The organism is Streptomyces sp. NPDC006872, assembly GCF_040635845.1.
Lineage (GTDB): Bacteria > Actinomycetota > Actinomycetes > Streptomycetales > Streptomycetaceae > Streptomyces.
Genome location: NZ_JBEYIL010000009.1, coordinates 246,490 through 272,869, shown reverse-complemented (window position 1 = coordinate 272,869; position 26,380 = coordinate 246,490). Strand labels below are relative to the sequence as shown.

25 protein-coding genes and 3 tRNA genes are annotated in these 26,380 nt (G+C 71.9%); 14 read left to right on the top strand and 14 right to left on the bottom strand.

Features of this window, described 5'->3' with window-relative positions; all coding sequences use genetic code 11:
* Positions 1-132: 132 nt before the first annotated feature.
* Positions 133-990, top strand: coding sequence for a fumarylacetoacetate hydrolase family protein (locus tag ABZ725_RS27140; RefSeq protein WP_358805167.1), 858 nt, complete (start codon positions 133-135; stop codon positions 988-990).
* A 97-nt stretch (positions 991-1,087) separates the two neighbouring features.
* Here ABZ725_RS27140 and ABZ725_RS27135 read toward each other — a convergent pair whose 3' ends face one another.
* The gene (locus tag ABZ725_RS27135; RefSeq protein ID WP_358805166.1) at positions 1,088-1,597 is read right to left on the bottom strand and encodes a heme-degrading domain-containing protein; all 510 of its coding nucleotides are present in this window, start codon (positions 1,595-1,597) and stop codon (positions 1,088-1,090) included.
* The gene (locus ABZ725_RS27130) at positions 1,597-2,688 is read right to left on the bottom strand and encodes a Gfo/Idh/MocA family oxidoreductase (protein WP_358805165.1); all 1,092 of its coding nucleotides are present in this window, start codon (positions 2,686-2,688) and stop codon (positions 1,597-1,599) included. The genes ABZ725_RS27135 and ABZ725_RS27130 overlap by 1 nt, the downstream gene beginning before the upstream one ends.
* Positions 2,689-2,816: 128 nt before the next feature.
* On the opposite strand from ABZ725_RS27130, the gene ABZ725_RS27125 reads away from it, so the two are divergent.
* From ABZ725_RS27125 to ABZ725_RS27105, 5 genes are all read left to right on the top strand, one after another.
* Positions 2,817-4,025: an ROK family transcriptional regulator gene (locus tag ABZ725_RS27125; RefSeq protein WP_358805308.1), complete on the top strand. Its 1,209-nt coding sequence runs from the start codon at positions 2,817-2,819 to the stop codon at positions 4,023-4,025.
* Positions 4,026-4,567: 542 nt separating this feature from the next.
* Positions 4,568-5,449 (top strand): LPXTG cell wall anchor domain-containing protein, encoded by an 882-nt coding sequence (locus tag ABZ725_RS27120; protein WP_358805164.1) that lies wholly within the window; start codon positions 4,568-4,570, stop codon positions 5,447-5,449.
* A 182-nt stretch (positions 5,450-5,631) separates the two neighbouring features.
* On the top strand, positions 5,632-6,411 hold the full coding sequence (locus tag ABZ725_RS27115) for an HAD-IIA family hydrolase (protein WP_358805163.1): 780 nt from the start codon (positions 5,632-5,634) through the stop codon (positions 6,409-6,411).
* 192 nt (positions 6,412-6,603) lie between these two features.
* On the top strand, positions 6,604-7,230 hold the full coding sequence (locus ABZ725_RS27110) for a hypothetical protein (protein WP_358805162.1): 627 nt from the start codon (positions 6,604-6,606) through the stop codon (positions 7,228-7,230).
* A gap of 3 nt (positions 7,231-7,233) precedes the next feature.
* Positions 7,234-7,893 (top strand): class F sortase, encoded by a 660-nt coding sequence (locus tag ABZ725_RS27105; RefSeq protein ID WP_358805161.1) that lies wholly within the window; start codon positions 7,234-7,236, stop codon positions 7,891-7,893.
* A gap of 302 nt (positions 7,894-8,195) precedes the next feature.
* Here ABZ725_RS27105 and ABZ725_RS27100 read toward each other — a convergent pair.
* Positions 8,196-8,269: transfer RNA gene (locus ABZ725_RS27100), tRNA-Lys, on the bottom strand.
* 214 nt (positions 8,270-8,483) lie between these two features.
* Here ABZ725_RS27100 and ABZ725_RS27095 point away from each other — a divergent pair.
* The 5 genes from ABZ725_RS27095 (at position 8,484) to ABZ725_RS27075 (ending at position 14,290) form a co-directional block, all read left to right on the top strand.
* Complete coding sequence (locus tag ABZ725_RS27095) at positions 8,484-9,893, top strand: peptidoglycan-binding protein (protein WP_358805160.1); 1,410 nt, start codon at positions 8,484-8,486, stop codon at positions 9,891-9,893.
* 174 nt (positions 9,894-10,067) lie between these two features.
* Positions 10,068-11,177: an SPFH domain-containing protein gene (locus tag ABZ725_RS27090; protein ID WP_358805159.1), complete on the top strand. Its 1,110-nt coding sequence runs from the start codon at positions 10,068-10,070 to the stop codon at positions 11,175-11,177.
* 157 nt (positions 11,178-11,334) lie between these two features.
* Positions 11,335-11,940 carry a lytic polysaccharide monooxygenase gene (locus tag ABZ725_RS27085; RefSeq protein ID WP_351906787.1) on the top strand — a complete coding sequence of 202 codons (606 nt, stop codon included), beginning with the start codon at positions 11,335-11,337 and terminating at the stop codon, positions 11,938-11,940.
* Positions 11,941-12,056: 116 nt separating this feature from the next.
* On the top strand, positions 12,057-12,521 hold the full coding sequence (locus ABZ725_RS27080) for a DUF3592 domain-containing protein (protein WP_358805158.1): 465 nt from the start codon (positions 12,057-12,059) through the stop codon (positions 12,519-12,521).
* A gap of 74 nt (positions 12,522-12,595) precedes the next feature.
* The gene (locus ABZ725_RS27075; RefSeq protein ID WP_358805157.1) at positions 12,596-14,290 is read left to right on the top strand and encodes an AMP-binding protein; all 1,695 of its coding nucleotides are present in this window, start codon (positions 12,596-12,598) and stop codon (positions 14,288-14,290) included.
* On the opposite strand, the gene ABZ725_RS27070 is transcribed toward ABZ725_RS27075, so the two are convergent.
* The 7 genes from ABZ725_RS27070 to ABZ725_RS27040 form a co-directional block, all read right to left on the bottom strand.
* A tRNA-Lys gene (locus tag ABZ725_RS27070) sits at positions 14,256-14,329 on the bottom strand. The two genes, ABZ725_RS27075 and ABZ725_RS27070, sit on opposite strands and share 35 nt — an antisense overlap.
* 102 nt (positions 14,330-14,431) lie before the next feature.
* Positions 14,432-15,190, bottom strand: a complete 759-nt coding sequence (locus ABZ725_RS27065) for an IclR family transcriptional regulator C-terminal domain-containing protein (RefSeq protein WP_358805156.1) — start codon at positions 15,188-15,190, stop codon at positions 14,432-14,434.
* A gap of 173 nt (positions 15,191-15,363) precedes the next feature.
* Positions 15,364-16,143 (bottom strand): ectoine/hydroxyectoine ABC transporter ATP-binding protein EhuA, encoded by a 780-nt coding sequence (gene ehuA, locus ABZ725_RS27060; protein WP_351906779.1) that lies wholly within the window; start codon positions 16,141-16,143, stop codon positions 15,364-15,366.
* Positions 16,133-16,783: an ectoine/hydroxyectoine ABC transporter permease subunit EhuD gene (gene ehuD / locus ABZ725_RS27055; protein WP_358805155.1), complete on the bottom strand. Its 651-nt coding sequence runs from the start codon at positions 16,781-16,783 to the stop codon at positions 16,133-16,135. The genes ehuA and ehuD overlap by 11 nt, the downstream gene beginning before the upstream one ends.
* Entirely contained in the window at positions 16,780-17,424 is a 645-nt protein-coding gene (gene ehuC / locus ABZ725_RS27050; protein WP_358805154.1) for an ectoine/hydroxyectoine ABC transporter permease subunit EhuC, read from the bottom strand. Before ehuC ends, ehuD begins: the two co-directional genes overlap by 4 nt.
* Positions 17,421-18,335, bottom strand: coding sequence for an ectoine/hydroxyectoine ABC transporter substrate-binding protein EhuB (gene ehuB / locus ABZ725_RS27045; protein ID WP_358805153.1), 915 nt, complete (start codon positions 18,333-18,335; stop codon positions 17,421-17,423). Before ehuB ends, ehuC begins: the two co-directional genes overlap by 4 nt.
* Positions 18,336-18,414: 79 nt before the next feature.
* On the bottom strand, positions 18,415-19,365 hold the full coding sequence (locus ABZ725_RS27040; RefSeq protein WP_358805152.1) for a D-2-hydroxyacid dehydrogenase: 951 nt from the start codon (positions 19,363-19,365) through the stop codon (positions 18,415-18,417).
* A gap of 243 nt (positions 19,366-19,608) precedes the next feature.
* On the opposite strand from ABZ725_RS27040, the gene ABZ725_RS27035 reads away from it, so the two are divergent.
* Both ABZ725_RS27035 and ABZ725_RS27030 read left to right on the top strand, forming a co-directional pair.
* Positions 19,609-20,340 carry an aspartate/glutamate racemase family protein gene (locus ABZ725_RS27035; RefSeq protein WP_358805151.1) on the top strand — a complete coding sequence of 244 codons (732 nt, stop codon included), beginning with the start codon at positions 19,609-19,611 and terminating at the stop codon, positions 20,338-20,340.
* A 151-nt stretch (positions 20,341-20,491) separates the two neighbouring features.
* Entirely contained in the window at positions 20,492-21,589 is a 1,098-nt protein-coding gene (locus ABZ725_RS27030; protein ID WP_358805307.1) for an LLM class flavin-dependent oxidoreductase, read from the top strand.
* Here ABZ725_RS27030 and ABZ725_RS27025 read toward each other — a convergent pair.
* Positions 21,568-23,403, bottom strand: coding sequence for an EAL domain-containing protein (locus tag ABZ725_RS27025; protein ID WP_358805150.1), 1,836 nt, complete (start codon positions 23,401-23,403; stop codon positions 21,568-21,570). The genes ABZ725_RS27030 and ABZ725_RS27025 overlap by 22 nt on opposite strands.
* A gap of 362 nt (positions 23,404-23,765) precedes the next feature.
* On the opposite strand from ABZ725_RS27025, the gene ABZ725_RS27020 reads away from it, so the two are divergent.
* Positions 23,766-25,034 carry a M6 family metalloprotease domain-containing protein gene (locus tag ABZ725_RS27020; protein WP_358805149.1) on the top strand — a complete coding sequence of 423 codons (1,269 nt, stop codon included), beginning with the start codon at positions 23,766-23,768 and terminating at the stop codon, positions 25,032-25,034.
* 173 nt (positions 25,035-25,207) lie between these two features.
* Here the strand turns inward: ABZ725_RS27020 and ABZ725_RS27015 are convergent.
* The 3 genes from ABZ725_RS27015 to ABZ725_RS27005 all read right to left on the bottom strand — a co-directional run bounded on the left by ABZ725_RS27015 (position 25,208) and on the right by ABZ725_RS27005 (position 26,361).
* Positions 25,208-25,281 (bottom strand) — tRNA-Lys (locus ABZ725_RS27015).
* Positions 25,272-25,859 (bottom strand): bifunctional DNA primase/polymerase, encoded by a 588-nt coding sequence (locus ABZ725_RS27010; protein ID WP_358805148.1) that lies wholly within the window; start codon positions 25,857-25,859, stop codon positions 25,272-25,274. The genes ABZ725_RS27015 and ABZ725_RS27010 overlap by 10 nt, the downstream gene beginning before the upstream one ends.
* A gap of 133 nt (positions 25,860-25,992) precedes the next feature.
* On the bottom strand, positions 25,993-26,361 hold the full coding sequence (locus ABZ725_RS27005) for a hypothetical protein (protein WP_358805147.1): 369 nt from the start codon (positions 26,359-26,361) through the stop codon (positions 25,993-25,995).
* Positions 26,362-26,380: the final 19 nt, after the last annotated feature.

Genomic DNA, 26,380 nt, shown 5'->3' with positions numbered 1-26,380 from the left:
ACCGGGCGGCGCCGGTGACGGTCCAGTACGTGAACCGGGTATTGCGGAGCGGACGTCCAGCTTGGAGGATCGACCAGTCATCCGATGGCTGCACCCGTCGGACGGCGCTCGCGATCGAGGGAGACAGTCACCATGAAGCTGCTGCGAGTCGGTACGCCGGGAGCGGAGCGCCCCGCGCTGCTCGACCCCGAGGGGATTCTGCGGGATCTCTCCGGGGTCGTCCCGGACGTCGACGGCACGCTGCTCGCCGACGAGGCCGCGCTCGGCCGGGTCCGGGCCGCCGCCGAGTCGGGGGAGCTGCCGGCGCTGGACGCGACCGGGCTGCGGATCGGGCCGCCGCTGGCACGGATCGGCAAGATCGTGTGCATCGGGCTCAACTACCACGACCACGCCCGTGAGACCGGGGCCGAGCCGCCGCCCGAGCCCGTCGTCTTCTTCAAGGCGGCGGACACGGTCGTCGGACCGTACGACACCGTGCTCGTTCCTCGCCGGTCCGCCAAGACCGACTGGGAGGTGGAGCTGGCGGTCGTCATCGGACGTACCGCCCGCTACCTGGAGTCGGCGGAGGCAGGCCTCGCGCATGTCGCCGGGTACGCCGTCGCGCACGACGTGTCCGAGCGGGAGTTCCAGCTCGAGCGGGGCGGGACCTGGGACAAGGGCAAGAACTGCGAGACGTTCAATCCGCTGGGGCCGTGGCTCGTCACGGCGGACGAGGTCGGCGACCCGCAGGGGCTTTCCCTGAAGCTCTGGGTCAACGGGGAGCTGAAGCAGGACGGGACGACCGCCGAGCAGATCTTCCCGGTGGGGGAGGTCGTGCGGTATGTCAGCCAGTTCATGACGCTGTACCCCGGGGACGTCATCAACACCGGGACGCCGGCGGGGGTGGCGCTGGGGGCGCCTGAGCCGAAGCCGTATCTGCGGGCGGGGGATGTCGTCGAACTGGAGATCTCCGGGTTGGGCAGGCAACGCCAGGAATTCAAGGACGCGTAAGCACTCCGCTGTGGGGGCCGGGGAACTGCGGCTGTTCGTCGAGGCCAAGGCCGTCGGTGGCTGGTCGCGCAGTTCCCCGCGCCCCTGAAGGGGCGCGTCAGCCCAGGTACTTCTCCAGGAACTGTTCCAGTACCTCGACCACGAAGCGGTGGTCCTCCAGCTGGGGCAGGCCCGAGACCGTCACCGCGCCCACGATGCCCACGCCCTCCACGTTGATGGGGAAGGAGCCGCCGTGGGCCGCGTACGTGTCGGGGTCCAGGCGGGAGGAGTCCTCGAACGTCGTGCCCTTGGCGCGGCAGCGGGCGCCCACCAGGTAGGAGGAGGCGCCGAAGCGCTCCACCACCCGGCGCTTGCGGGCGATCCACGCGTCGTTGTCCGGGGCCGAGCCGGGCAGGGCCGCGTGGAAGAGCTGCTGGCCGGAGCGGTGGATGTCGACGGCGACCGGCGCCTGGCGCTCGCGGGCCAGCTCCACCAGCAGTGAGCCGAGCGCCCACGCGTCGTCGTGGGTGAACTGGCGGAAGACCAGTCGCCGTTCCTGACCCTGGAGCTCCTCCAGGGTCGGGGTGATCTCCGGGGTGAACTTCGGGGTGATCTCGTGGGTGCCCATTACAGCGTCACCGCCACTTTGTCTCGTGCCGAACGGCGGGCCGCCTCCAGTACGTCGAGGGCGGCGGCCGCCTCGACGGCGGTCACCGGGCCCGGGCCGCCGTCGATCAGTGCCTTGGCCACCGCAGCGTAGTAGGCCGGGTAGTCGCCGGGGAGGGTCCGTACGGGTTCTCCGCCGCCGGTCAGCGGGGACTCGCCGGAGCCGAGGCGGCCCCACAGCTCCTCCGGCTCCGTGCCCCAGGCGGCGGAGTCGGCGGAATCGGCCGGGCCGGCGGGGCGCTCGCCCTCCCGCAGCGCCGCCTCCTGCGGGTCCAGGCCGTACTTCACGTATCCCGCCTTCGAGCCCAGCACCCGGAAACGCGGGCCGAGTTGGGCGGTCGTCGCGGAGACGTAGAGGTGGGAGCGGACGCCGTTCGCGTGCGTGATCGCGATGAACGTGTCGTCGTCGGTCTCCGCGCCGGGCCGACGGATGTCCGCCTCGGCGTAGACGGAGGCCGCCGGGCCGAAGAGGACCAGTGCCTGGTCGACGACGTGACTGCCGAGGTCGTAGAGGAGACCTCCGATCTCTGTGGGATCGCCGGATTCCCGCCAGCCGCCCTTCGGCAGTGGCCGCCACCGCTCGAACCGGGACTCGAAGCGCCACACGTCGCCCAGCTCGCCCTCGTCCAGCAGTCGGCGCAGGGTCAGGAAGTCGTTGTCCCAGCGGCGGTTCTGGAAGACGGAGAGCAGCAGCCCGCGCTCCTCGGCGAGGGCGGCCAGCTCCCGGGCCTCGGCCGCGGTCCCGGCCACCGGCTTGTCGACGACGACCGGCAGACCCACCTTCAGGGCGGCGGTCGCGAGCGGGACGTGCGTCTTGTTCGGGGACGCGATGACGACCAGGTCCAGCTCGTCGGCCCGGGCGAGCAGTTCGTCGGGCGTGGCAGTGACCCGGACGTCCGGGAACTCGGCGCGGGCCTGCTCCTGCCGCTCGGGATTCGAGGTGACCACCGCGTCGAGGGCGAGGCCCTCGGTCGCGCCGATCAGCGGGGCGTGGAAGACGGAGCCAGCGAGGCCGTAGCCGATCAGGCCCACGCGGAGGGGAGTAGCACTCATGAACTCCACTTTCGCAACGCTGTTGCCAAAGTGCAAGCAGGAGAGAGAATGGGGGCGTGAACCTGAGGAACGGAGGCGCCCGCCCGGACGGCACGGAGGGCGCGCATCGCCCGGACCGCACGACCGGCGTGAACCTGCTGGCCCTGCGCAGCCACAACACCGCGCTGGTGCTGGATCTGCTGCGGTCGGCCGGGCCGGACGGCATCAGCCGCCTCGAACTCGCCGAGCGCACCCGGCTGACCCCGCAGGCCGTCAGCAAGATCACCGCCCGGTTGCGGGACGAGGGGCTGGCCGCGGAGGCGGGCCGCCGCGCCTCGACCGGCGGCAAGCCGCGCACGGTGCTGCGACTGGTCCCCGAGGCCGGCCATGCGGTCGGCGTCCACCTCGACCGGGACGAGCTGCGGGTGGTCCTGGCCGACCTCGACGGGCGGGTGGTGGGGGAGCGGTGTGTCCCGCTGTTCCTGGGCGCGGGGGCGGAGGCCGTGCTGGGGGCGGTGGTGCGGGAGGTGGGGGAGGCCGTCGAGGACGCCTCGATCCGGTCGACCGGTGTCGCCGGGGCCGTCGCGTCGTCCCTCCTCGGCGTCGGTGTGGCCCTCCCCGGCCCCCTCGACCATGCCCGCGGGGTGCTGCACCGCGTCACCGGCTTCCCCGAGTGGGACGGGTTCCCGTTGCGGGACGTGCTGGCGGCGCGGCTCGGCCTGCCGGTGGTCGTCGACAAGGACACCAACGCGGCCGCGCTCCGCCTCGCCGTCGGCGGTGAGCGCGGCGTCGGTGAGCATGGCGGTGCCGGGCACGGCATCGCCGGACAGGGCGGTGGTGAGGAGAGCTTTGGTGAGGAGGGCGGTGGTGAACGCGTCGGCCGCGAGCAGGGCTCCTTCGCCTGCCTCCACCTCGGGACGGGCCTCGGCGCGGGCCTGGTGATCGGCGGGACCGTGCACCGGGGCGCGCGCACCGGCGCGGGGGAGTTCGGCCACCAGGTCATCCAGCTGGACGGGCCGCCCTGCCCCTGCGGCAACCGCGGCTGCATCGAGGCGCTGTGCCTCGCGGCCCTCGCCCGGGGGGACGTGGCCGAGGCGGCACGCGTGCTCGGCGAGGGCGCCGCGAACCTGGCGGGTCTGCTCGACATCGACGCGGTGCTGCTGGGCGGTCGCACGATCGCGGCGGCGCCGGAGCGGTTCGTCCGCGGAGTCGCGGCCGTCCTCGACGCCCGCGCCCGCCGCGAGGGGTCGTCGCAGGCCGCCGTACCGGTACGCCTCGCCCCCGGCGGAGCGCGCGGCGTGGCGGAGGGAGCGGCCCAACTCCTCCTGGCCCCGGTATTCGGAAGACCCGACGGCTGACCCCCGGCTACCCCCACCCCAGCCCGACCGCACGTCCCGGTCCCGCCCCGCCCCGCCCCGGCCGGGGCGGACACCGCCTCATGCGCCGCGCCCACGCTGCCCCGACCAGGGCTGACGCTGCCGCCCGGATCTCAAGCCGCCTCCGCGCCGGCGCCGTCCGGCCAGGGTCGGCGCCGCCTGGGTGCCGGGTTCGCGCCGCCTCGGTGTGGGGCTCTCGTCGTCCGGCCAGGGCTGACGCCACCTCCGTGTCGGGCTCGCGCCCCCACCGCGAGCCGCGCTCATGGCACCTCCGCGCCGCGGCAGCGATCGCCGTTCCGCCCCTGCCCGACCCGGCCCGCGCCCTGTTCCGCTCCGCCTTGTCCCCGCCCCTGTTCCGCCTCGCCCTGCCCCCGTGCCCTCCGCCCCGTGCTGCCCCGACCCCAGGTCGCCCCCGCGTGCCGACCCCGCCCCCCGGAGGGGGTACGACTGAACGAGGGGATTCGTACGGTCGTGCGGTGTGCCGTTGCTGTTTGTGCCGATTCCTCCGGCAGGCTCACGTGTTCATGCGACTGTGCCCGCCTGTCTCCCTCTGTCTTGCCGCGGCCGCCGCCCTCCTTCCCGCGCCCGCGCACGCGGAAGCCGGCCCGAGCTGCTCGGGCCCCGAAGCCGGTGGCTTCCCCCTCACCACGCGCCTCCACGGCGGCCCGGACTCCTACCGGGCCGGGGGCGGATACGGCATCTGGTACCTCGACCTCACCAACACCACCCGCCGTACCTGCACCGAGATCCACCCGGTCGTCGTCCTCGTCGACGCCGAACGAGCCCTGAAGCCGACCCAGCCCCGCCTGGAGTTCTACGCCGACGGACAACCACACCCGGTCCGCTTCGAGCCCACGGACGACGACGAACTGGTCGGAGCGTTCACCGACGACGACGTGGACGACCACGCTTCCGACCACCCCGACGCCGAACCCGACGGCCTTCCCCCCTTCCCCGGCTTCACCGTCGGCCCCGGTCGGACCCTCACCGTCAAGCTGCGCCTGGCCCTCACCTCGGACACCGTGCCCAACGCAGTCACCGCCAACGCGGCCGTCGTCCAGCGGCACGGTGACGACGGCGACTGGATCGGGCAGTCGAACGACTACCGCTTCGCCGTCGAGACCGACCCGCACCCCGACCCCGACCCCGAGCCTGATCCCGCCCCGGCTGTCCCCGACCCTGCCGCCTCCGAGTCCGCCCCCGCCGCAGCCGAGAACCCCACCGCTCCCCCCACCCTCACCCCCACCCCCACCCCCTCCGCCACGGAAACCGGCCGGTTCTCCCTCGCCGAGGAGGCCGAGGAGCTCGCCATGACCGGCCTCTCCTCACCCGCCGCCCTCATCGCCGGCACCGTCTGTCTCCTCGCCGCGGGCGCGGCTGTCCTCCTGGCCCGCCGACGCCGTTGAACCGGGGCCGAGCCCTGCCCACGCCCTGCCCACGTCCCAGCCCGTGGACGGTCCGAAACCGGCCATTCCCACAAGATCCGGCCTGTGATTAGGGTGGGGCGCACGCAGCGACCGCGAACACGCGAACGACCGCGTACACACGCAACGACCGCGTACTCGCGTACGGCAGGGAGATCCCGCACATGGCAGACCGCAAGCCCATCGAGTCGTGGCTCACCGACATGGACGGTGTGCTCATCCACGAGGGCGTGCCGATCCCCGGCGCCGACGCCTTCCTGAAGAAGCTGCGTGACTCCGGCAAGCCGTTCCTGGTCCTGACCAACAACTCGATCTACACCCCGCGAGACCTGCAGGCCCGCCTCCAGCGTATGGGCCTGGACGTGCCGGTCGAGAACATCTGGACCTCCGCGCTGGCCACCGCCAAGTTCCTGGACGACCAGCGGCCGGGCGGTACGGCGTACGTCATCGGCGAGGCGGGCCTGACCACCGCGCTGCACGACATCGGCTACATCCTCACCGACCACGAGCCGGACTACGTCGTCCTCGGCGAGACCCGCACCTACTCGTTCGAGGCGATGACCAAGGCCGTCCGGCTCATCAACGACGGCGCCCGTTTCATCTGCACCAACCCGGACGAGACCGGCCCCTCCACCGAGGGCCCGCTGCCGGCCACCGGAGCCGTCGCCGCGCTGATCACCAAGGCGACGGGCAAGAACCCGTACTTCGCGGGCAAGCCCAACCCGCTGATGATGCGCACCGGGCTGAACGCCATCGGCGCCCACTCGGAGACCAGCGCGATGATCGGCGACCGCATGGACACCGATGTGCTGGCGGGCATCGAGGCCGGGATGCAGACCTACCTGGTGCTGACCGGTCTGACCAGGCCCGAGCAGGTCGAGAACTTCCCGTACCGTCCGTCGAAGATCGTGGACTCGATCGCGGACCTCGTCGACCGGATCTGAAACCCGTCACGGACGGATCCGGAACCCGTCACGGACGGATCCGAAACCCGGCACGGACGAATCCGGAACCCGGCACGGGCGGATCCGAAACCCGGCACGGAGCGAAGCAGACCCGTACGGAGTAGCGAGACCCCGCCTGAGGGTGCGCATCGGCTCGGGGCGGGGGAGTCTCCAGATAGCTGGAGGTTCACGATGAGTTCACTGAAAGTCACTCTCTGTACGGGTGTCGCGGTCGCCGCCGCGGTGCTCATCCCCACGGCCTACGCCTCGGGCGAAGGCGGCGCGGACGGAGCCGGCAGCATCTTGGTCACACCGTCCACGCCCGCACCCGGCTCCCAGATCACGCTGAAGGTCAGCGGCTGCGGCGGCAGGACGGCCACCGCGGTCTCCGTCGTCTTCGTCGCGGACGCGCAGCTCGTCGGCTCGGGCGGCACGCTCTCCGGCGACACCCAGGTCCGCTCCTCGATCACGGCAGGCACCTACGACGTGCAGATCACCTGCGTCGACCTCAAGGTGAAGGGCCGTATCAAGGTCGTCGGGCCGACGTCTCCCGGACTGCCGGAGTCGGACGGTCTGACCCCGCCCGGCACCTCCCCCGGCATCTCCCCCGCCCCCGCCACCCCCGCCACCCCCGTCGCCCCGGTCCACGCCGGCGGCGGCGGCACCGCCCCGCTCGCCGCCGCCGCCGAGGACGCCCGGGTGCGGGTGGACAGCCGGGGGCCCGGAACCGTGCAGGCGGTCATCGGTCTGGTGCTCGTGGGCGTCGCCGCGACCGCCGTCGTGTTCCGCGGGGTGCGCCGGAGAAACAGGGCGGACTGAGCCATGTCCGATCGTGAACGCTCTTCCGGTCGCTTCCTCACGGGCCTGGCCTGGGCGATGCTGCTGCTCGGGCTGTGGCTGTGGGGGCGCGAGGTGACCGACGTACGGCATGGCGTATCCGCCCCGGCCACCGGCGACATCGCCGCGGTGGGCCGTCCGCCGGACGTCGAACTCCCGCCCGCCGCCCAGCCGTTGGGGCAGGCGCTGCCGCAGCGCATAGACATACCCGAACTGGGGGTGCAGGCTCCGGTCGTCGCCCGCGGCCTGGACCCCGAGGGGGCTGTCGACCCACCGCCCTTCGACCAGGCGGGCGTGGTCGGCTGGTACGCCGACGGCGCGCAACCCGGCGCCAAGGGCACCGCCCTGCTGGTCGGGCACGTCGACACCGAGACCCGACCCGCCGTCTTCTACAAGCTCAGCACGCTCAAGGCCGGCGAGACGGTACGGGTGGTCCGGGACGACGGCAAGGTCGCCGAATTCACCGTGGACGACGTCACGGTCGTCCAGCGCGACCGTTTCGACGCCCAGCAGGCCTACGGAACCCGTCAGTCGGGCCGCGCCGAACTGCGCCTCATCACCTGCGGCGGCGCCTTCGACCGGGTCAGCCACAGCTACACGGCCAACGTGATCGTCTCGGCATACCTGACCGGCACGGCCGTCTAGCGCCGACTCCGCGGCTACCGGGCCCGGTCAGCGGCCCGCTCCCCCGAAACCGCCGACCGGACCGGTCCTCGACCGCGCGCGCCCGGGCTGCGGGAGTAACCCGGCGTCCGGCGCGGGAGGCTGCGAAGTCACGGTAGGTGAAGGGCCCGCCACAGGTCGGGGCCGTCCAGTCGACTCTAGAACGGATGTACGCCGGGGCCTAGATGGCGACGGCCCTACGGAAGGCACCCGAGCCGCGGGAGCGGAAAGAAAGCCGACAATGCCGAAGGCCCCTCGCTTTCGCGAGGGGCCTTCGGTGTCTGTGCGCCGCCAGGGACTCGAACCCCGGACCCGCTGATTAAGAGTCAGCTGCTCTAACCAACTGAGCTAGCGGCGCCTGCTGACGCGACAACTCTACAGGACCTTCGACGGTGCCCAGGACCACGCGCCCCGAGCCCCGAGCCCCTGGCCCCCGCTCCGGGCCGCCACTGGGCCGGGCGGGTGTCGCGTACATCATTCGGACCGTCAGCATGCGCGTCGGGAAGACAGTTGAGAAACTGGCGAACGTGCACAGGCGCGGACATTTTCATCTGGAGTGTGAGGGGAATCGCATGGAGACTCCGGTATTCGAGGAATTCGATCCCGAGAGCGACTGCGACTGCCCCGGATGCGTATCGCGGCGGCGGACGATCCCGAATTCGCCGCCCGCCCCGTTCGGCGGCCGCCCGGCCGCCCACCGAGCCCTGGTCGTCGCCACCGCGACGGCCGCAGCGCTTGCCGCCACCCACGCGGCACCCGCCCTCGCCGCCCCGCAGACCCCCGACCGGCCCCGCGTTCCCGCAGGTGACGAGCCCGACACTCCCCAGGGCGGCAAGGCGCCGCTGCACGGCCCGGCCGGGCAGCCGGCCCGGCCCGGCGGGCTCGCGGGACCGGTCAGAACGCCCCCGACGACCCGGTCGGACATCATCAAAAGGGCCAAGGACTGGGTTTCGGCGCAGGTGCCGTACAGCATGAGCACCTACTGGTACGACGGTTACCGGCAGGACTGCTCGGGCTTCGTCTCCATGGCCTGGAACCTGCCGGGGAACGAGTGGACGGGCAGTCTCCACCAGTACGGGACGCGCATTTCCAGGAAGGAACTCCAGCCCGGCGACATTCTGCTGTTCCACAATCCGTCCGACCCCGAGAAAGGCTCGCACGTCGTCATTTTCGGCGGCTGGACGGACTACACGCACAGCTACTACATCGTCTATGAGCAGACCCGTCCGACCACCCGCCGTCAGGCCACGCCATACGCGTACTGGAGCAATTCCAGCCGCTACATCCCCTACCGCTACAAGGGCCTGACGACGCCCGCGCCGGGCACCGCGCAGCAGGTGGCCAACACCAACACCAACAGCGTGAGCGCGAGCGGGAGCGGGAGCGGTGGCGGGTTCCGGCCCGGCTCCGGGGCCGCCGCGACGACGACGCCGTTCCCGGGGCGGCGCGCTTTCGGGCCTGGCGCGAACAACCCGTACGTCACCCTGCTGGGCAAGCTCCTCATCGAGCGCGGCGGCGGGCGCTTCTACCCCGCGGGACCCGGCCCGCGCTGGTCGAACGCCGACGGCCGGGCCACCCAGGCCTTCCAACGGGCCCAGGGCTGGAGCGGCGCCGACGCGGACGGCCTGCCCGGCCCGAGGACCTGGTCGCTGCTGGTCACCGGCCAGGGCAGGAACATCGCGGCGACCGGTGTGGCCGGGCCGCCCGCCTCTACCGCGCCCGTCCCTCCCTCGGCGTCGCGCGTTCCCCCGTACCCGGGCCGGGGTGTGTTCCGGCCCGGCGCACAGAGCCCCTACGTCACGCAGTTGGGGCGGCAGCTGATGAAGAAAGGGTTCGGCAAGTACTACACGACGGGTCCGGGGCCGCGCTGGGGCGAGCCGGACCGACGCGGAGTCGAGGCCTTCCAGCGCGCCCAGGGCTGGCGCGGCGGCGCGGCGGACGGCTACCCGGGCCCGGAGACCTGGCGTCGGCTCTTCTCGTAGAACCGCTTGCTGAACCACTCGCCGAACCACCTGCAGAGTCACTCGCCGAACCACCTGCTGAGTGACTCGCCGAACCACTCGCCGAACCACTTGGTGAGTTACTCGCTGAATCACTCGCCCCTGTAGTTCCACTCGCACTCATGGCGTATCTGGCGCGGAGGCTGGAGGCACGCAATGAACACGACCACTTCACAGACGCCCGAGCCCGAGGGGCCCACCAGGCCCACCCGGCTCATCCAGAACGAGGCGACGACCGAGATCCCCGTCCACCTGCTCTTCCGCGACGAACCCGAGCCGCGGCCGGTGCCGCTGGGGCCCGCCGTGGTGGGCAGCCGGACGAGCACCGGTGAGCAGCCGCGGCTGCGCCGGCCGATGCAGGCCAAGCCCCGGCCGGTGGCGCAGGTCGACCCCGACCTGGTCGAGCGGCCGGCCCGGGTGCTGCCCGGCGCGGCGGGCGTGCTGGCCGGGACCTGCGGGGCGGCCGGGTGCGTGGCCGCCTCGTGGTGGGCCGGGGTGCTGCCGCCGCTCGCGGTGCAGGCGCTGCGGCTGCCGGAGCTCGCGGGGGCCGGGCTCGGCCCGGAGCAGTGGGCGGCCTACGCCGGTGCGGGCGCGCTGGGACTGTTCGGTTTCGGCGGCCTCGCCCGGGGGCGGACCGGGCGGGCCTGGGTGCTCGGTCTGTTCGGCCGCTACCGGGGGTCCGTGCGGCGCACCGGTCTGCTGTGGGTGAACCCGTTGCTGCTGCGCCGTCGGGTGGACGTGCGGCTGCGGCACTGGCGCAGCGAGCCGATGCCCGCCGCCGACGGCAGCGGGGTCGCGCTGCGGGTGGTGGCCCTGGTCGTGTGGCGGGTGCGGGACACCGCGCGGGCCACGCTCGGCCTCGAGGACCACGAGACGTATCTGCGCGAGTGCGTCGAGGCGGCGCTGGCCCGGATCCCGGTGGAGACGCCGGGGGCCGGGCGGGGTTCGGCGGAGGCGGCGGGGGAGGCGCTGACCCGGCTGGTCGCGCGGGACGCGGGCGCGATCGGCCTGGAGGTGTTCTCGGTGCGGCCGGTCCGGGTCGAGTACGCCCCCGAGGTCGCCGCCGCGATGCACCGCCGCCGGATCGCGGCGCTCGACGCCCAGCACCGGGCGACCGTGCTGACGTCGGTCGTCGACTCGGTGGAGGACACGGTGACGCGGCTGACCATGCGGGGGCTCGTGGAGCTCGACGACTACGAGCGCAAGGCGCTGGTGAAGGACCTGACGGTCGCCTTCTGCTCGGGACGGCAGGAGCAGACCCCTTGAATCGGGTCCCGTGATTGGTATGGACATGTTCAAGAAACGCCCATAACCTGAGACTTGGTCTAGACCTGCAAGCGTGCGCGCGCACAGCCTGCGGAGCCCCGCAGGAGCTCCGCAGGAACTCCTCACTGAACTCCCCACGTTCTCCAGGAGCGGCAGCATGCGCAAAAAGACCAAGTGGTACGCCGCCGCGCTCGGGCTCACCACGGCGGGAGCCTTCGTGCTCACCGCCGGGGGCGCGAGCGGCCACGGCTACACCGACCTCCCCATCAGCCGGCAGAAGCTCTGCCAGAACGGCTCCGTCACCAACTGCGGCGACATCCAGTGGGAACCGCAGAGCGTCGAGGGCCCGAAGGGCTTCCCGGGCTCCGGCGCGGCGGACGGCCGGATCTGTTCCGGCAACAACACGCGCTTCGCCCAGCTCGACAGCCCGAAGACCCCCTCGGGCGGGGCATGGCCCACCACCAAGGTGACCGGCGGCCAGAGCTACACGTTCCGCTGGCAGTTCACCGCGATGCACGCCACGACCGACTTCAAGTACTACGTCACCAAGACGGGCTGGAACCAGAACCACAACCTGGCCCGCTCCGACCTCAACCTCACCCCGTTCCTGACCGTGCCCTACAACGGTCAGCGGCCCCCTTCGACCCTCTCGCACAGCGGCACGCTGCCGTCCGGGCTCAGCGGACGTCACATGATCGTCGCGGTGTGGACGATCGCCGACACCACCAATGCGTTCTACGCCTGCTCCGACGTCACGTTCTGAGCGTTCTGAGCGCTCCGAGTGTTCTGAGCATCCCTTGAGCTCCTCCGGGCCCGCGCGCGGGTACTTTCCCTGCACGCCGACATGACCAGGTCGGCGTCAGGACATCGGGGGAGCTCATGGAAGCCTTGTTCTACATCGTGCCGTTGATCATGATCGCCGGCGCGGTCTTCATGCTCTACCGGACCCTCGGCCGTGCCCGGCAGGTCAGCGCGGCCTGGAACAGCGGGATCACGGCCGAGGGCCGCTGTCTACGGGCGTACACGAGCACGAGCGGCGGTGGCGGCGACACCTCGGTGCACACCACTCTGCACCACGTCTACGAGTTCACCACGAGGGACGGGCGGCCCTTCCGCTTCGACGAGGGCGGCGGTCCCGGCACGACCGTCGAGGGCGACATCGTCACCGTGTACTACACGCCGGACCGTCCCGAGAGCGCCACGGCCCTCACGCCGGGGCGCGGCAGGCTCCTCGCGGGCACCGGCTGTCTGGTGGCCTTCTTCGCCGTGTTCATCGCCTTCTGCGTCTTCTTCATGGTCACCGCCCACTGGATCTTCGCCGAGACGGACGACTTCATGCCGTAGGCCCCGCGACGGTGGCGGATCCACGACTCGCCCACCCTCCACATCTGACGGACCGTCAGCTACCCTGCGCAGCCATGGAGTCCGTCGCGGAACTGCTGGCAGTGCGGTGGGACGACCACCGTCCGGGGCTGTGGTTCGAGGACCTGGTCCTCAGCCACCACGAGATCGCGGCCGGGGCCGCCGCCCGTGCGGCGCTGCTCGCCGAGCTGCTGCCCCGGGAGGGGCCGGCGCACCTCGGGGCGCTGCTCGACAACACCCCGGAGTTCCCGCTCTGGCTGTCCGCCGCGGCCCTCGCCGGCGCGGCCGTCGCCGGGATCAACCCCACCCGGCGGGGCCCCGAACTGGCCCGGGACATCCTGCACACCGAGTGCCGACTGCTGATCACCGAGCCCGCCCATCTCGCCCTCCTCAGGGGCCTCGACCTGCCCGGGGTCCGCCTGCTGATCACCGGCACCGAGGAGTACGACGCACTCCTCGCCCCGTATGCGGACGCCCGCCCCGACCCCTCCCGCGCCAGGCCCGCCGACCCGCTGCTGCTCTACTTCACCTCCGGCTCGACCGGTGCGCCCAAGGCCGCGATCTGCACCCAGGGCCGGCTGGCCGCCGCCGGGCGCTCGCTGGCCGGGCAGTTCTCCGTCCGCCCGGACGACGTCCACTACGTCTGTATGCCGATGTTCCACGGCAACGCGGTGATCGCCGACTGGGCGCCCGCGCTGGCGGCCGGGGCCGGGGTGGCGCTGCGGCGGCGCTTCTCGGCGTCGCGGTTCCTGGCGGACGTCCGGCGCTACCGGGCGACGTACTTCACGTATGTGGGCCGGGCGATCCAGTACGTCCTGGCCACCGAGCCGGGGCCCGAGGACCGGGACCATGTGCTGCGGCTCGGCTTCGGCACCGAGGCGGGGGCGGTGGACGCGGCGGCCTTCGAACGGCGGTTCGGGGTGCGGCTGGTCGAGGGTTACGGCTCGTCGGAGGGCGGGGCGGCCGTGCAGTGGTCGCCGGGGACGCCGACGGGGGCGGTCGGACGGGCGGTACCCGGGCTCGTCGTCCTCGACCCGGAGACGGGAGCCGAGTGTCCGCCGGCCGTTCTCGACGCGAGCGGCCGGCTGCTGAACGGGGACGAGGCGATAGGGGAGCTGGTCAACCGGGGGCCGAACCCCTTCGAGGGCTACTGGCGCAACCCGGCGGCGGAGGCGGAGCGACGCCGGGCCGACGGCGAGTACTGGACCGGCGACCTCTTCTACCGCGACCCCGACGGCTTCCTCTACTTCGCGGGCCGCACCGACGACCGGCTCCGCGTCGACAGCGAGAACCTGGCCGCCGCGATGATCGAGAACATCCTCGCCCGCTATGAGGGGGCGGCCGCCGTCGCCGTCTACGCGGTGCCGGACCCGGTGACCGGGGACCAGGTGATGGCGACGCTGGCCGGGACCTTCGATCCGCTCGGCTTCGCCGAGTTCCTGCTCGCCCAGCCCGACCTGGGGACGAAGATGACGCCCCGGTTCGTGCGGGTGGTGGAGCGGATGCCCGTCACGGCCACGAACAAGATCCACCGGGCGCTGCTGCGGAGGGAGGGGGTGCGGTGCGCCGATCCGGTGTGGTGGCGACCGCCGGGCGAGTCCGTCTACCGCAGGCTCACGGAGCGGGAGGCGGCGGAGCAGGTCGGGGAGCAAGCCGGCGGGCAGGTCGGGGAGCAAGCCGAAGGGCCCCTCGTTTCCACGAGAGGCCCTTCATCTGTGCGCCGCCAGGGACTCGAACCCCGGACCCGCTGATTAAGAGTCAGCTGCTCTAACCAACTGAGCTAGCGGCGCATGACTCTCGCCCTCCGCTTGCGGCGGCTGGCGACGGAGAAAATACTACCCGGTTCTCAGGGGTGCTTCTGACCGTCGGCCGGGCAGGCCCTACGGCCGGTCCTAGATCGCCAGCGACAGCAGTACCGGTGCCGCGTTCCTGTTCAGGGTCTCGGCGGCCTGGCGGAGTCGGTGGGCGTGGGCGACGGGCAGGGAGAGGGCCAGGCAGCCCGCCGTGGAGCCGGCGGTGATCGGGACGGCCGCGCAGACCGTGCCGATCGCGTACTCCTGGAGGTCGAGCACCGGGACCGTGGGCGGCTGGGACTCCAGGCGGGAGAGCAGCAGCTTGTCGCTGGTGATGGTGCGCGAGGTGAGCCGGGCCATCTTGTGCCGGGAGAGGTGGTCGCGCCGGCCGTTGTGGTCGAGCTGACCGAGCAGGCTCTTGCCGAGCGCGGTGGCGTGGGCGGAGTAGCGGAAGTCGACCCACTCGTTGACGGACGGCGTGGCGGGGCCGTCGGCGTACTGGGTGATCGTGACCTCGCCGTCCACGTACCGGCTGATGTAGACGGCCGCGCCGACGGAGTCGCGGAGCCGGTCGAGCGTGTGCTGGAGCTTGTCGCGCAGGGCCTGCTCGCGCTGGTGCGCGGAACCCAGACGGGTCAGGGCGTCGCCGGTGACATACGCCCCGTCGGCGACCTGCTCGACGTAGCCCTCGCGGCGCAGCATGCGCAGCAGCGGGGTCAGGCGCTCCCCGGCGAGGCCGGTCTGGCGGGCGAGTTCGGCGTCGGTGACACCGGTGGAGTGCCGCGCCACCGTCTCCAGGACGCGCAGTGCTTCCTGGGTCGAGTGGGACGGCGTGGTCGGCTCGTGCTTCAGCGCCACGGTTTCCCCCCTGGTCGCTTTCCTGGCAGCGAATCACCTTCCACGATAACGGCCAAGGGGGCCGGAGGGAGGGGTTGTTGGCGAGAATGTGTTGCAGGTTCGGCTCGCCCAACTGCGGTACTGACCCAATGGCATATGCCAAAGGCAGGTTGCTCTGCGGTGACCTCGCGACCTCACAACACCGCGCTGAGGAATTCCCGTGTCCGTTCCTGCTCCGGCGAGCCGAAGATCTGCTCCGGCGGGCCCGCCTCGACGACCCGGCCCGCGTCGAACATCAGGACCTGGTCGGAGATGTCCCGGGCGAAGTTCATCTCATGGGTCACACAGAGCATCGTGATGTCCGTGGTCCGGGCGATGTCCCGCAGGACGTCCAGGACGCCCGCGACCAGTTCCGGGTCCAGCGCCGAGGTGACCTCGTCCAGGAGCAGCACCTGCGGTCGCATGGCCAGCGCCCGCGCGATCGCGACCCGCTGCTGCTGTCCGCCCGACAGCCGGGACGGCCTCGCGTCGCACTTGTCGGCCAGGCCCACCAGGTCCAGCAGCTCCCGCGCCCGCGCCTCGGCCTCGTCCGCGGACAGGCCGAGCACGGTCATCGGGGCCTCGGTGATGTTTCTGAGCACGCTCATGTTCGGGAACAGGTTGAACTGCTGGAACACCATCCCGATCTTCTTGCGGATCTCGCGGACCTGCTTCTCGGGGGCCGGGAACAACTGCTGCCCGTCGACGGTGATCGTGCCCTCGTCGGGCTTGGTCAGGGTCATCAGCAGCCGCAGGATCGTGGTCTTGCCGGAGCCGGAGGGCCCGATGAGGGTGACGTGCCGGCCGGGCCGCACGGAGAAGTCGAGGTGATCGAGGACGGTGTTGTCCCCGAACCGCTTGGTGACCTGTTCCAGCCGTATCAGCTCGGTGGTCTCGGGGGTGTCGGCGGGCTGCTTGAGAGTGTCAACGGACAAGGCGTCGCTCCAGGGTGCGCAGAAGGAGGGAGGCGAGAGAGGAGATGACGATGAAGGCCACGCCGATCACCGTGAGGGGCTCGGTGAACCGGAAGTGCTCCTGGGAGAAGAGGCGGGCCCGGCCGAGCATCTCCAGCACGGTGATCGCCATCAGCAGCGGCGTGTCCTTGAGCATCGAGATGACGTAGTTGCCGAGCGCCGGAACGACCCGGCGGACCGCTTGCGGCAGGATCACCGCACGCCAGGTCCGCGCCCTCGGCAGGTTCAGCGCGGTCGCCGCCTCCCACTGGCCGACGGGCACCGCCTCGATGCCGGCCCGGTAGACCTGCATCGTGTACGTCGAGTAGTGCAGCCCGATCGCGACGACCCCGGTGGTCATCGCCGACAGCGTCAGCCCCCACTCGGGCAGCACATAGAAGAGGAAGAACAACTGCACCAGCAGCGGGGTGTTCCGCACGAACTCGGTCACGATCCCGACCGGCCACTGCACCCAGCCGGTGGGCACCCGCATCAGCAGCGCCCACGCCAGACCCAGCGTGAACGAGATCAGCGAGCCGAGGACCAGCGCCTGGAGGGTGACGAGCAGCCCGTCCCGGAACAACGGCATGAAGTCGCGGACGGCGTCCCAGTCCCAGTTCATCGCACACCCGCCTTCAGCCGGCTCTCGAGCCCGCGCATCACCCGCGTGAGCAGGAACGCGATCACGAAGTAGATGAGCAGTACATACGTGTAGATCTCCGCGCTCTCCTGGAGGGCGAGGCGGATCAGATTGCCGCTGAAGGCCAGATCGCCCATGCCCATGACGGACACCAGCGCGGTGCCCTTGAGCAGTTCGACGAGGAGGTTGGAGAACGGCGGGATCATCTCCGGCACCGCCTGCGGCAACAGGATCCTGCGCATCCGCTGCCCGGGCGTGAACCCGAGCGCGATCCCGCCCTCCCGCTGCGCCGGGTCGACGGCCCCCAGCGCGCCGCGCACGATCTCCGCGCCGTACGCGCCGTACGTCAGCCCCAGCGCGAGCGTGCCCGCCCACATCGGCACCAGCTGCCAGCCGAAGGCGGGCGGCAGCACGAAGAACACCCAGAAGATCATCACGAGGGCCGAGGTCCCGCGGAACACCTCGGTGTAGAAGCCCGCGAGGAAGCGGACGACCCACCGCCGGTGAATGCGCGCGATCCCGACGACGAAGGCGACGGCGGCCCCCAACAGGGCGCTGAACACCAGCAGTTGGACGGTCGTCCAGATCCCCTTGAGGACGAGTTCCCAGAGTCCCGAGGTCATCCGCCGCAGAGCTCCTTCGCGGTCAGGTCGGTCATCTCGGCCCGGGTGAACCCGAAGGGCCGCAGGATCCGCAGCAGTTCCCCGCTCTTCTTCAGCTTCCGCAGCTCGACGTTGAAGGCGTCCCGCAGCCCCGTCTCGGTGGACCGGAACGCGAACGCGCCCCCGTCGACATGCGGCTTGCCGCCGACGAGCGGGGCGAAGCCCTCGGTCGACTCGGCCTTGGACGACTTCCTGACGACCTCGCGGGTGGTGAGCGCGGTCCCGGCGAAGACGTCGGCCCGCCCCGCCTCGACCGCGTTCAGCCCGGCGACCTGGTCCTGCACGATGAGGATGTCGCCCTCCTCGTACCCCGCCTCGACGGCGTATTGGATCTCCGCGTACCCGGTCCCGGTGGCGAACTTCGCGCCCTTCTCCACCACGTCCCGGTAGGTGTGCAACCCCTTCGGGTTCCCCTTGCGGACGATGAAGGCATCCAGCATCCGATAGTCCGGGTCGGCGAATATCACCTGCTCACAGCGCTCCGGATTGACGTACATCCCGGCGGCCACGACATCGAACTGCTGGGAGCCGAGCCCCGGGATGAGCGACCCGAACTCGGTGGGCACGGGCTGCACCCTCGCCACTCCGAGCCGTTTGAATATCACCTTCGCCAGCTCGGGTGCCTCACCCGTGAGCTGCCCGTGCTCGTCGATGTAGCCGAACGGAATCTCACCGGCGATCCCGAGCCGTACGACGCCCTGTGCGCGCAGGCGCTCCAGCAGATCGCCGCCGGGCGCGGACGACGCCGTCGCCACCCTTGAGCAGCCTGCCGTGCCCAGTGCGCCGAGCGCCGCCACCCCCGCGAGCAGCGATCGGCGTGAGGTTCCGGTCGTGTGTGTGCGATGACTTGCCTGACTGATCGGTGGAGCCATGGCGGCGCGGCTACCCGGGTCCACACGACTTATGCGGAGGTGCTTTGTGAGGGGAGTGTGGGGACCGTCGGTGTCACCGTCAGTGTCCGGGCACGTATCCGCGCTGCTTGTCGACCACGTTCTTCAGCGGCCGGCCCGCCGCCCACCGCTCGAACAGATCCACGAACTGCGCGCCGAGCTCATCCCGCCAGCCGACCGTGTCGCCGCTCATGTGCGGCGAGATCAGCAGCCCCGGGACCTGCCACAACGGGCTGTCGGGGGCGAGGGGCTCGGCGGTCAGGACGTCCAGGGCCGCGCCCGCGATCCAGCGCCGCTCCAGCGCCCGTACCAGCGCGTCCTCGACGACCAGCGGCCCGCGGCCGACGTTCACGAACCGGGCGGACGGCTGCATCACGCCGAACCGGCGCAGGTCGAACATGCCGGTCGTCTGCTCGGTGAGCGGGGCGGCCGCGATCACCCAGTCGGCGCGGGCGAGGAGCCGGTCCAGGTCCTCGGGGCCGTGGATGCCGGTGCGCGGGACCCGGCCGACGATCGCGGTCGTCATGCCGAGCGCCTTCAGCGTGCGGGTGATCGCCCGCCCGATCGGCCCGGACCCGACGACCACGGCCCGGGTCCCGGCCACCCGCCGGCTCTCCCGGTGCCGCCACTCGCCCCGCCGCTGAAGCTCCACGGTGCGCGGCAGGTCCTTGGCCATCGCCAGGACCAGCGCGGCGACGTACTCGGCGATCGGCTCGTCGAAGATCCCGCGCGCGTTGGTCACCACGGTGTCCGACGCGGCGAGCTCGGGGCACATCAGATGGTCCACGCCCGCGCTCGCGGTGTGCACCCAGCGCGGCCGGGGCCCCTCGCCGGGCCAGGCGGCGCGCACCGCATGCGAGGCGAAGTCCCAGACCAGCAGGACGTCCGCCTGCGGGAGCCGCGCGGGCAGCGAGGCCTCGTCGGTGTGCAGCACCCGGACCTGCCCGGTGAGCCGCCCGAGCCGGGGGAGCGGCTCGGCGTCGAGGACGAGGAGCGTGGGGACGTCGGCCATCCGGTGCCCCTTCGCCGGTGAGCTCGCTGGTGAGCACGTGCCTGATGCGCTGTCTGACGCGCTGTCTGACGTGCGCGGATTGACCACGTTCGCACCCGAGCAGGCCGTCGTCAACACGCCCGCGCCCACGACTCGTTGCCGACCGTCTCGGCCAACCAGGTGACCGTGTGGGCGACGCTGCGCCAACTGGGTACCCGGGCGGTGGGACGGTATCAAGCGCCGTTGGCAGCAGGAAGGCTGGACATGACCGCACTCGGTTTCCTCTACCCGGGCCACTCGGCCGACGACGACTACCCCCGCATCGAACAGCTCCTGGGCAGCGACGTCCGGCTGGATCTGGTCCACACGGACATCGACGAGGACGCGTACCGGGTGGACGCGCTGAGGGAGATGGGCGCGCCGGAGCGGTTGGCGAAGGGCGTCGAGCAGTTGCGGCTCGCGGGCGCGGAGGCGATCGTGTGGGCCTGCACCAGCGGCAGCTTCGTGCTCGGCCGGGAGGGGGCCCAGCAGCAGGTGCGCGCCCTGGCCACGGCCGCCGGGATGCCGGCCTCCTCCACCTCCTTCGCCTTCGTGCACGCGGCCCGCGAACTCGGGTCCGTCCGGGTCGCGGTCGGGGCGACCTACCCGCAGGACGTGGCCGGCCTGTTCGCCGACTTCCTGGCCGCGGGCGGCCTGGAGGTGACCGGCGTCCACAGCGCCGGCATCGACACCGCGGCCGAGGTGAGCACCTGGGGCGAGGCAGAGGTCACCGCCCTGGCCCGGGCGGCCGACTCCCCGGACGCCCAGGCGATCCTCCTCCCCGGCACAGCCCTCCACACGGCCGCTTATCTCCCAGCCCTGGAAACGGAACTTGCCAAGCCGGTCCTCACCGCCAACCAGGTCACGGTCTGGGAGGCCCTGCGCCTCACCGACCGCCGTGTGAACGCGCCAAGCCTGGGCATCCTGTTCACCCGGGAGCCGCTCGTACAGGTGTGACGCCTTCCCGGTACCCGGAATCCTCCGATGGGGAATAAACGGAGACAGCCTCCTGTTAGTGCTGCGAGGACAGCACACGGCCGACAACAGGAGGACCCCCGTGGCGGCAGACGAGACGGTGGCGGACGAGAGCGCGGCGGACCGGAGCGGGATCGAGGCGACGGTGGCGGACGGGATTCGCGGCGTCGTACGGGGCACCGCCCCGGTGCCCCTCTCCGTGCTGGATCTGGTCACCGTCGGGTCCGGGAGCACCGCCGCCGACGCCCTGCGCACCAGCGTCGACCTCGCGCGGTTCACCGAGTCGCGGGGCTTTCACCGGTACTGGGTCGCCGAGCACCACTCGATGCCGGGCGTCGCCTCCTCCTCGCCCGCCGTGATCCTCGCTCACCTCGCCGCCCACACCGACCGCATCCGGCTCGGCTCGGGCGGTGTGATGCTGCCCAACCACGCGCCGCTCGTCATCGCCGAGCAGTTCGGCACCCTGGAGGCGCTGGCCCCGCACCGCGTCGACCTCGGCCTCGGCCGCGCCCCGGGCACCGACGGGGCCACGGCCGCCGCCCTGCGCCGGACCGCCACCCTGCACGAGGGCGCGGACGACTTCCCCGAGCAACTCGCCGAGCTCACCCGCTTCCTGGACGACGACTTCCCCGACGGCCACCGCTACCGCCGGATCCACGCGATCCCGGGCCCGATCCAGGGCACGTCCCCCGGCGGGGTGCAGTCGGCGCACCGGCCGCCGATCTGGCTGCTCGGCTCCTCCGGCTTCAGCGCCCGCCTCGCCGGACTGCTCGGCCTGCCCTTCGCCTTCGCGCACCACTTCTCCGCGCAGAACACCGTCCCGGCCCTCGACCTCTACCGGGAGTCCTTCCGGCCGTCCGAGACGCTCGCCGAGCCGTACGCGCTGATCGGCGTCTCGGTGCTCGCCGCCGACGACGAGCGTGAAGCGCGCCGTCAGATCCTGGCCACCGGCCTCAACATGGTCCGGCTGCGCAGCGGCCGCCCCGGCCTCTTCCCCTCCCCCGAGGAGGCGGAGGCCCACGAGTTCAGCCCGCTGGAGCGGGAGTTCGTCGACTCCTGGACCGCGAACATCGTCCACGGCACGGCCGACGAGGTCCGCACCGGCCTCGACGACCTCCACAAGCGCACCGGCGCCGACGAGTTGATGCTCACCAGCCACGCCCATCGCGGCGAACTGCGGCTGCGCTCCTACGAACTGGTCGCGGACGCCTACGGGTTGCCGACCGCGTAGGACTCGGTGCCGTGCGACTCGGTGCCCAGCAGCTCGGAGATACGATCCGGCGACACCGGACGGGAGTACAGCCACCCCTGCCCGGTGTCGCAGCCGATGCTGCGCAGCCGGGTCGCCTGCGCGGACGTCTCCACGCACTCTGCGGTGACGGTCAGCCCGAGCCGATGGGCGAGGTCGATCATCGCCTCGACGACGACCTGGTCGGCCGGGTTCGGCGGAGAGCCCTGGCCCTCGTACTGGAAGCCCCGCACGAAGGACCCGTCCAGTTTCAGCACCGAGACCGGCAGTCGGCTCAGGTAGGCGAGGTTGGAGTACCCGGTCCCGAAGTCGTCGATGGCGATGCCCACGCCCATGTCGCTGAGGGCCTGCAGCGCCTGCAGCGGCCGTCCCGCCGAGCCCATCACCGCGGACTCGGTCAGCTCCAGCTGGAGCAGATGCGGCGCGAGCCCGGTCTCGGCGAGGATCTCCGCCACGTCCGTCACCAGGTCCGAGTCCCACACCTGACGGACCGCCACGTTGACGCTGACGAACAGCGGCGGCTCGTCGGGGTTGTCCAGCTGCCACCGGCGGGCCTGCCGGCAGGCGGTGGCCAGAACCCATCGCCCGAGCGGCACGATCGAGCCGTCCTCCTCGGCCAGCGCGACGAACCGATTCGGCGGCAGCAGCCCGAACCGGGGGTGATCCCAGCGCACCAGCGCCTCCACCCCGCGCAGCCGGCCGTCCGACATCCCCACCAGCGGCTGGTAGTCGAGCCGGAACTCGCCGCGCTCGATGGCGGGCCGGAGCGTGGAGGCCAGGGCCTGCCGGGTCATCAGATGGGCGTTGCGCTCGGGGTCGAACAGCGTCCAGCGGTCCTTGCCGTCCGTCTTCGCCCAGTACAGCGTCGTGTCGGCGGCCTGCATCAGACCGGTCGCGGTGGTGCCGGCCGCGTGCCGCTCCACGACGCCGATCGACGCCGACATGTTCAGCCGGTGTCCGGCCAGGTCGAAGGGGACCTGGAGCGCCTTGAGCACGGACTCGGCGAGGTCGGCGAGCTGTTCGGTGCCGGTGGAGTCCTCGACCAGCAGCGCGAACTCGTCCCCGCCGAGCCGGGCCACCAGCGGCACGCTCGGCCGGGCCCGCCCGGCCTCCCCGGCGCACTCGGTGAGCCGTTCGGCGACGGCGGCCAGCAACCGGTCGCCCACCCGGTGACCGAGGGTGTCGTTGACCGCCTTGAAGCCGTCCAGGTCCAGGTAGCACAGGCCGATCCGGCCGGTCCCGCTCTGTTCGTACGCCTCCGCCTCCAGCGCGGCCGACACCCGCTCGAAGAACAGGGTGCGGTTGGGCAGCCGGGTCACCGGGTCGTGCATCTGGAGGTGCCGCAGCCTCGCCTGGAGGTCGCGGTGGGCGCTGACGTCGGCCACGGACAGCAGCACGCCGGGCGTGTCCGTATCCAGCGGGGAGACGGTGACCTGCGCCCACAGCGAGCGCCCGTCGGGCTGCTTCAGCCGCCGTGTGCAGCGCAGCTTCGCCTGCCGGCCGCGCAGCACCTCGCGGTAGGCGTGCCAGGTCCGGGCGTCGGACGCCAGGTCCAGCAGGTCGGAGGCGACCCGCCCGACCAGGCCCGTCACTCCGCCGCCGAGCAGCTCGCCGAGCGCTTCGTTGGCGTCGACGACGAGCCCCTGGCGGTCGACCACCGCCATGGCCAGGGGTGCTGCCGCGAAGACGGAGCGGTAGGCCGGTGGCCCGCTGTCCGTACTGTCGATGTCACTCTCTGTGACGGCTGACCAGTCGAGGTCTGCCGCGGGCGTCGGCCCTTCGGACGTTCCGCTCACCGCTCGCTCCCGCAGTGCACTCGATCTCTGTCCGTGCAGGAAAGTCTGCCGATCATAGAGGCTGCCCCAGGATCCGCGCAGCCACTGCCCAGTGTCCCGGAACAACCCACTCTTCTGACAGATCGTTTCTGCCCGCACCTGGCCCGGTTCTGCGGCCGGGCGACCGCTTGTGACGTTCCGTGAGAATTCCGGGGGTGTCGAGGTGATGCCCGCTTTCGGCCGCCTCACTCGTCTGGGGCAGACAAACAGGGCGTAGTACTACAAATTCACACAGGCTGGGTGGCGGTGTCCCGTGAACCGCCCCGGAGGTCTCTGTGCCGCGACTCCCGCGACTGCCGCGACCCTTGCGACCGTCGCAGCCCTTGCGACTTCTGCAGCGCCCCCGACTGCGCAGTACCGCGGCCCTGTTCACCACCCTCTCGGCGTTCGCCGCGAACTCCCTGGTCAGCGGCCCTTCGGTCGCGGACCCCTTCTCCACCGCCCCCTGCGCCCTGACCCGTACCGCCGCCCACCACTCGGAGGGCGTGGACACCTGGAACAGCGCCTATCCCCGCCCGAGTCGCTCCCTCGACGCCGTGATGGTCTTCCTGTCCTTCCCGGACCGGGCTCCCATGGCCACGCCCGCCGAACTGGCCGCCGACCACTTCCCGGCCACCAGCCGCTTCTTCCAGGAGGCGTCCTACGGCAGGTTCACCCTGCGCCCGCATCCGCTGCAGCGCTGGATCCGCATGCCGAAGCCGTCCACCGCCTACGCCATACAGCGCGACTGGAGCCCCGAGGGCCGGGCCGCCTACCTGCACGACGCGCTGGCCGCCGCCGACCCGCACGTCGACTTCTCCCGCTACGACCTCGTCTACTTCGTGGCCGACCCGGACGCGCCCGGCGTCGACTCGGACGCCACGAAGGTCGTCAACCTCGAATCCCCGCTGCACGCCGACGGCACGGACATCCGCCGCGTCGTCACCGTGTTCGAGAAGCACCCTCCGGACCGGCTCGTCCTCGCCCACGAGACCGGCCATGTCTTCGACCTGCCCGACCTCTACCACCGCCCCGTCGACGGCAAGGGCGACTGGGACACCTACGTCGGCGACTGGGACCTGATGGGCAGCCAGTTCGGTCTCGCCCCGGAACTGTTCGCCTGGCACAAGTGGAAGCTGGGCTGGCTGGAACCGCGCCAGGTGCTGTGCGTACGGGGCCCCGGCCCGACCCGGCTCACCCTGGAACCGCTTGCCGCCGGACCGGACGTGCCGGTCTCCCGCGCCTCCGGAGCGCCGGCCTTCGGCCTCGGCGGCGGCGCGAAACTCGCGGTGGTGCGCACGGGCACGGACAGCGTGCTCGCCTTCGAGGCCCGCGGCCCGGTGGGCGCGGACCGGGCGGCCTGTCGCGCCGGCATCCTCGTCTACCGCGTCAGCAGCGGCGCCCGCTCCGGCCGCGGACCGGTCGAGGTCGTCGACGCCCACCCGCGCAGCGAAGCCTGCTGGGAGAACTCCGTCTACCCACCCCTCGCGGACGCCCCGGTCGCCCTCGGCGAGCACTTCACCGTGCCGGACAACGGCGTCCGGGTGGACGTGGAGGACCGCACGGCCTCGGGCGAGTGGACGGTGAAGATCACCCCCGGCACGAAGCTCTGACGACATTCCGGCGGCATTCGACGGCATGCAGAAGGCCCCTCGCTTCCGCGAGGGGCCTTTGCCTGAGGGGGTGTGGGTGGCGGAGCCCCCACAACGCGCGGCGCAGCCGCGCAGAAATGACGATAGCGAGACTGGTTCGCGCTTTCTGCGAACAAGTCTCGCTATCGATGTCGTGCGCCGCCAGGGACTCGAACCCCGGACCCGCTGATTAAGAGTCAGCTGCTCTAACCAACTGAGCTAGCGGCGCCTGCTGACGTCGTAGACCTTAGCATCCTGATCGGCGGGAGGAAAAATCGATATCCGCACGGCCGCGCGGGCCGCCCGGACGGCCGCCCAGAGCAGGATCTCCGGACCCGGAAGCCATGGGTGACGGGTGTCCGGGGCGACCATCCAGCGGGTGGCGGAGCCGGTCTCGGCCGGGTTGAGTGCGGGCACCGTCACCGCGTCGCCGGTGCCGTGGCACAGCAGCGGCGGCACGCTTGCCGTACGGCCGTCCCGGCGGCCGTCGGCGCTCCACTCCTCCCACTCCAGCAGCGAGGGCAGCCGCTGGGCCGTGCCCGGCGCCGCGAACAGCAGCGTCCGCGCACGGAACGCGGCCACCGGCCCGGAGCCCGGCCCGTCGCCCCAGAGCCGGTCGAGCATCAGCCGGCCGAACATCGCCGGCGCGCTGACGATGTCGAACACCGAGCCGCAGGGCAGGACCACCGGGGCCTGCGGCCGCTCCTCCCAGAGGGCGAGCGTGCTGCGCGGATACGTTCCGGCGGAGGCCAGCCAGGCGGCGCCGTCCGGGGTGACGCCGATGGGTTCGTCGTATGCGCGGCTCATGCGTACAGGTCTACCGGCAGTGAGCGGCTGATTTCACAGGGTTGCGGGAAACCGGGACGGGAGCGGGAGGAATGGAGTATCTTGCCCACCCGGCATATGCCACCTGTGTCGTCCGGGGCGTCCAGGACAGGCTCTAGACAGGGTCGACGTGCCCCCTTCCCTCGGCGTCGCCCCGCAGCAGATCGCGGCCGAACTCGACCATTTTCTTCGCGTAGTCCTCGGTCCACTCGGCGCGCTCGGCGATGTCCGCCGCCGTCAGCCGGTCGAAGCGGCGCGGATCGGCGAGCTGCGCGGCCGCCAGGGCCTGGAACTCCACCGCCCGGTCGGCCGCCGCCCGGAACGCGAGCGTCAGCTCCGTCGCGCGGGTCAGCAGCGCCCCCGGGTCGTCTATCGACTCGAGGTCGAAGAAGTGCTCCGGGTCACCGGCTGCCTCCGCGGGCTCGAAGAGCAGGGGCGCGGGGCGTAGCCGCGGTTCGTTCCGACGCGGCGTGGGCTCCGCCATGTCTTGTCCTCCTCGTGCG